The sequence below is a fragment of the Piscinibacter sp. genome (assembly GCF_050175855.1).
Lineage (GTDB): Bacteria > Pseudomonadota > Gammaproteobacteria > Burkholderiales > Burkholderiaceae_C > Piscinibacter.
In genome coordinates this window covers 1-5,112 of sequence record NZ_JBFXIO010000369.1, presented here as the reverse complement: position 1 = coordinate 5,112, position 5,112 = coordinate 1, and the positions used below count along the sequence as shown (strand labels likewise).

At 66.3% G+C, this 5,112-nt stretch carries 5 protein-coding genes; all 5 read left to right on the top strand.

From position 1 onward, the window contains the following. Positions 1-113 precede the first annotated feature (113 nt). On the top strand, positions 114-335 hold the full coding sequence (locus tag AB7U92_RS21580) for a hypothetical protein (RefSeq protein ID WP_428581906.1): 222 nt from the start codon (positions 114-116) through the stop codon (positions 333-335). A 1-nt stretch (position 336) separates the two neighbouring features. Further along, positions 337-1,188, top strand: a complete 852-nt coding sequence (locus tag AB7U92_RS21575; protein WP_428581903.1) for an XrtA system polysaccharide deacetylase — start codon at positions 337-339, stop codon at positions 1,186-1,188. Between the two features lie 14 nt (positions 1,189-1,202). Then, positions 1,203-2,246, top strand: coding sequence for a FemAB family XrtA/PEP-CTERM system-associated protein (locus AB7U92_RS21570; RefSeq protein ID WP_428581909.1), 1,044 nt, complete (start codon positions 1,203-1,205; stop codon positions 2,244-2,246). A 12-nt stretch (positions 2,247-2,258) separates the two neighbouring features. Further along, positions 2,259-3,440, top strand: a complete 1,182-nt coding sequence (locus tag AB7U92_RS21565; RefSeq protein WP_428581900.1) for a TIGR03088 family PEP-CTERM/XrtA system glycosyltransferase — start codon at positions 2,259-2,261, stop codon at positions 3,438-3,440. 12 nt (positions 3,441-3,452) lie between these two features. Further along, a partial coding sequence (locus tag AB7U92_RS21560) for an XrtA/PEP-CTERM system amidotransferase (protein WP_428581897.1) occupies positions 3,453-5,112 on the top strand: 1,660 nt, incomplete at its 3' end.

Below are 5,112 nucleotides of genomic sequence, written 5' to 3'. Positions count from 1 at the left end.
TACCGCGTCGAAACCGTCGACGTGCAGGACGAGTCGTCGCTGTCGACCGGATCGAGCGACGAGAACAACCGCCAGTACGGTGCGTCCTTCCTGATCAACCACCGCCTGTCCAGTTGATCACCTTGAACTTCACGGTCGACTGGAACCGCATCCGATCGATTGGCGTGACGCCCGCCGATGAAACGACCCAGCGCAGCGCCGACCTGCGCGTCAACACACAGCTGACCCCGAGGACCAACGTATTCCTTGGCGGTCGGTATCGCAAGATCGCATCGAACGTGGTCGTTGCCGGCCAGGAGAAGGCCGTCTTCCTCGGGCTCGACCACCGCTTCTGACATGACCAGCCAGCCCTCGCCACTGACCAACGCCTTGACCGTCGACGTCGAGGACTACTTCCAGGTGTCTGCCCTGGCGCCGCACATCGATCGCGCCACCTGGCCTGTGCGTCCCTGCCGTGTCGAACGCAACGTGCATCGACTTCTCGATCTGTTCGACGAGCGCAATGCCAAGGCCACCTTCTTCACGCTGGGCTGGGTGGCCGAGCGCTATCCGCAGCTCGTGCGAGAGATCGTCGCGCGGGGGCATGAGCTGGCCAGCCACGGCTACGGCCATCTGCGCGCCAGCGACCAAAGTCGCCCCGAGTTCTTCGAGGACATTCACCGTGCCAAGGCGCTGCTGGAGGACATCGGTGCCACTGCCATCCGAGGCTATCGCGCACCGAGCTTCTCGATCGGCAACTCCAACCCTTGGGCATTCGATGTGCTTCTCGAGGCAGGCTACAGCTACAGCTCGAGTGTCTACCCGGTCAAGCACGATCACTATGGCATGCCCGACGCGCCGCGATTCCCCTACGACGCGCGCCCTGGCCTCATCGAGGTTCCTGTGACCACCACGCAGATGTTCGGCCGCAACCTGCCCGCCGGTGGCGGCGGCTACTTCCGGCTTGCGCCCTATGCCCTCAGCCGCTGGGTGATCCAGCGGGTCAACCGCATCGACAGGCGTCCCGCCATCTTCTACATGCACCCCTGGGAGATCGACCCGGGCCAGCCGCGCATTGCGGGTACGAGCCTGAAGACGCGTTTCCGGCACTACGTGAACCTGAACAAGACCGAAAGCCGGCTCTCGCGGCTCCTGGCGGACTTCCGCTGGGGGCGCGTCGATCAGGTGTTCGGGCTGGCCGCAGCGTGAACGGCGCGCTCGACATGTGCGCGGCGGCCGACGTCGCAGTGGCGCCGCTGTCCGAGGCGGACGGTGCGGCCTGGGAGGCATTCGTGGCTGCGTGCCCGGACGCCACCTTCTTTCATCGGCTGGGTTGGCGCAACATCTACGAAGAGGTGTTCCGCCATCGCACTCACTACCTGATGGCGCGCCGTGGTGCCGATGTCGTCGGTGTGCTGCCGCTTGTCGAACTGCGTAGCGTGCTGTTCGGGCATTCGCTGGTATCGCTGCCGTTCGCCGTCTATGGCGGTGTCGCCTCGACCGACGCGCAGGCGGTGAGTGCTCTGCACCGAGCGGCGGAATCGCTCGGTGAGCGGCTCGGCGTGCAGCACCTCGAACTGCGCGACCGTTGCCAGCGCGAAGACAGCTGGCCGCAGCAGGATCTCTACGTCACGTTCCGCAAGCCCGTGCTGCCCGAGGTCGAAGCGAACATGCTGGCCATTCCGCGCAAGCAGCGGGCGATGGTGCGCAAGGCGATCCAGCGCAATCTGAACAGCGTGATCGATGCCGACACCGACCGCTTCTTCGAACTCTATGCGGACAACCAGCACCGCCACGGCACGCCACCGCAGTCGCGCGAGTACTTCCGGGCGCTCAAGCGGGCCTTCGGCGACGATTGCGAGGTGCTGACCGTGCTGAGTCCGAGCGGCGAGGCCGTGTCCGGAGTGCTGTCGTTCTACTTCCGCGATGAGGTGCTGCCGTACTACGCCGGCGATCTGCCCAGCGCTCGGGAACTGGCCGCCAACGACTTCAAGTACTGGGAACTGCTGCGGCGCGCGTGCGAGCGCGGCATCAAGGTGTTCGACTACGGGCGTTCCAAACGCGAGACCGGATCGTTCGACTTCAAGAAGAACTGGGGCTTCGAACCTCAACCTCTGCACTACGAGTACCGCCTCTACGCAGGCGACAGCGTGCCGCAGAACAACCCCGCGAACCCGAAGTACCGCCTGGCCATCGACGTGTGGCGTCGCCTGCCGCGTCGTGTGGTCAATGCAGTCGGCCCCACGCTGGCGCGGCACCTGGGCTGACAGGTTACAGGCATGGTGAGCTCCATCGACCCCCGCCCGCTGGTCGCACATGTCGTTTACCGCTTCGATGTGGGTGGACTTGAGAACGGTGTCGTCAATCTGATCAATCGCATGCCGGCGGAGCGCTTTCGCCACGTGGTGATCGCGATGACCGAGATCGGCGAGATTCGCCGTCGGGTGCAGCGTGACGACGTTCAGTTCCACGCGCTGCACAAGCCGCCTGGGCAGGGGTTGCGCATCGCGCCCCACCTGGTGAAGCTGCTGCGGGAACTGCGTCCTGCCGTCGTGCACACACGCAATCTCGGCGCTCTGGAGATGAGCCTGCCGGCGGCATGGGCGGGCGTGCCCGTGCGGGTGCACGGCGAGCACGGCTGGGACAGCAACGATCCGGACGGACGCAGCATCAAGTGCCAGTGGATCCGGCGCTGCTACCGGCCGTTTGTGCACCGGTATGTCGCGCTTTCCCGGCACCTCGAGCGCTATCTGGTCGAGCGTGTCGGCGTGCCGAGCGGGCGGATCAGCCAGCTCTGCAACGGGGTCGATACGCTGCGCTTCCACGAGCGTGGCGACAGCAGGCAGGCTCTGGCAGGTTCGCCCTTTGCGGGTCAGGATCTGTGGGTGGTTGGCACGGTTGGACGACTGCACGCCATCAAGGACCAGGTTCTGCTGGCGCGCGCTTTCGTGCGGGCCCGGGCGCTGGCCGGCAGCGAGGGCGCGCGGCTCAGGCTGGCCATTGCCGGTGACGGCCCGCTGCGCGGCGCGGTGCAGTCCGTGCTGGACGAGGGCGGGGCGTCGCCGCAGGCCTGGCTGGCCGGCGAGCGTGACGACGTGCCCGAGTTCATGCGCAGCCTCGATCAATTCGTGCTGCCCTCTCGCGCGGAGGGCATCTCGAACACCATCCTGGAGGCTATGGCCAGCGGCCTGCCGATCGTCGCCACCGATGTCGGCGGCAATGCCGAACTGCTCGAGGAGGGCAGCACCGGACGGCTGGTGCCGGCTGGAGAGGTCGACGCCATGGCGCATGCCATGCTCGCCGACTTTCTCGACCCGGATGCCGCCCGCTCGCGCGGCCGGCGCGCCAGCGTGATGGCGCAGCGCCGGTTCAGTCTGGACGGCATGGTCGCGGCCTATAGCGACCTGTACGAGCGGCTGCTGACGCAGGCCGCCCAACGCGGCGCGTTGCAGCGCGCCTGATGGAGAAACAACATGTGCGGCATCGTCGGTATCTGGGATTCGCGTGGCACGCGGTCCTTTTCGCGGGACCAGTTGGTGCGCATGAACGAGTCGCAGCACCATCGGGGCCCCGACGAGACAGGTGTGCATCTCGCGCCAGGTGTGGCGCTTGGCCACAAGCGGCTCTCGATCATCGATCTGGCGACCGGTCAGCAGCCGCTGTTCAACGAGGACCACAGCGTCGTCGTCGTGTTCAACGGCGAGATCTACAACTACGGCGAACTGATTCCCGAGCTGACTGCGCTCGGCCACGTCTTCCGCACGCGCAGCGACACCGAGGTGATCGTGCACGCCTGGGAGGCCTGGGGCGAAGCCTGTGTCGAACGCTTTCGAGGGATGTTCGCGTTTGCGCTGTGGGACGAGAACCGGCAGACGCTCTTCATGGCGCGCGATCGGCTCGGCGTCAAGCCTCTGTACTACGCGGAGTTGCCGGACGGCACTTGGTTGTTCGGCTCCGAGCTCAAGTCGCTGCTGGCTCATGGCGGCCTCGCGCGGCAGATCGATCCACGCTCGGTGGATGACTACTTCACGCTGGGCTACGTGCCCGAGCCGCGCACCATCTTCAGCTCGGCGCTCAAGCTCTCCCCGGGACACACCTTGAAGCTGCGCCGCGGCCAGCGCGCCGGCGCTCCCAAGCCGTACTGGAGCGTGCGCTTCAGCGGCGACAACCCAATATCGGCCGAAGAAGCACAGGAGGAACTGGTCCGGCGCCTGAAGGACAGCGTGCGCCTGCGCATGATCTCCGAGGTGCCGCTGGGGGCCTTCCTGTCGGGTGGGGTCGACTCCAGCGCAGTCGTCGCGATGATGGCGGAGCAATCGAACGGCGCGGTGAACACCTGCTCGATCGCCTTCGACGATCCGAAGTACGACGAGACTCGCTTTGCCCAGCAGGTCGCCGAGCGTTACCGGACGAACCACCACGTCGATCTGGTGCAGACGGACGATTTCGATCTCGTCGATACGCTGGCGACTCTCTACGACGAGCCCTATGCCGACAGTTCGGCGATCCCGACCTACCGGGTCTGCCAGCTGGCTCGGCGCCACGTCACGGTGGCGCTGTCGGGGGATGGCGGTGACGAGAACTTGGGCGGCTACCGGCGCTACCTGCTGCATCTCAACGAGGAGAAGTTGCGGTCCGCGTTGCCGCTGGGCCTGCGGCAGCCGCTTTTCGGCACGCTCGGCCGCCTGTACCCCAAGGCCGACTGGGCGCCCCGTTTCGTGCGAGCCAAGTCGACCTTTCAGGCGCTGGCGCGCGACACCGTCGAAGCCTACATGCACAGCGTGTCGATCTTCCGTGACGACATGCGGCCGCAGCTCTACTCGGCCGAGTTGAAGCGTCAACTCGCCGGCTACCGCACGGCCGACCTGTTCCACGAGCATGCGGCGCGCGCCGGCACCGACGACCCGCTGTCGCTGATCCAGTACCTGGATCTGCAGACCTACCTGGTCGGGGACATCAACACCAAGGTCGATCGCGCCAGCATGGCGCATGCGCTGGAAGTGCGGGAGCCGCTGATGGACCACCCGCTGGTCGAGTGGCTGGCGAGCCTGCCGTCGAACCTGAAGGTGCGCGGTGGCGTGAGCCTGTGGTTGCTGAAGAAGTCGTTGGAGTCGCACCTCCCGCATGCCGTGT